The sequence below is a fragment of the Ruegeria sp. AP12 genome, assembly GCF_056540025.1.
In genome coordinates, this window is sequence record NZ_JBQFVZ010000299.1 from 1 (window position 1) to 567 (window position 567).

Here is a 567-nt window from a genome sequence, read left to right on the forward strand (position 1 = left end):
CTTGTCTCTAGCTCGGTCGTTTGGCCGAAAATGCCTCCGATATGTTGCATTTTATGAAAATGACGGTGATTAGACGCTAGGGTAATGAAAATGAAAACCTTTTTTGGGACTGGCTCGAAGTCCAAACTTGGAAAGACAGTCGCAATGGATCGCTTTGACAGCGGGTGCAGCCTCTCACCGATCCGTCAGGCCGAGGCCTACTGGACCGCGTTGCTTGACGGGAATAGCGTGCCCATGCGGTCGCAGATTGATCCGCGTGGGCTTGAGAATATTCTGGAATACACCTTCATCCTCGAGCGGATTGCACCGGGGCTGGCCCGGTTTCGCCTCGCGGGCAGCCACCTGAACAAGCTGGCCGGGATGGAGGTGCGCGGCATGCCTCTGACCGCGTTTTTCGATCCCGAGGCGCGTAAGGCAGCCACGAATGCTCTAGAGCAGGTCTTTGCCAACCCCGCAATTGCCGAATTGGATATGGTGTCCAGCGGCGCGTTCGGGCGCGCCCGGATGCAGGCGCGTATGCTGCTTTTGCCGCTGAAAAGCGATCTGGGGGATGTCAGTCGCGTTATG

General features: G+C 57.1%; 1 protein-coding gene. It reads left to right on the forward strand.

The window, feature by feature from the left end:
* Positions 1-90: 90 nt before the first annotated feature.
* Positions 91-567 (forward strand): PAS domain-containing protein (locus ACR0E6_RS22860; RefSeq protein ID WP_480587729.1); only part of this gene is annotated, 477 nt, incomplete at its 3' end.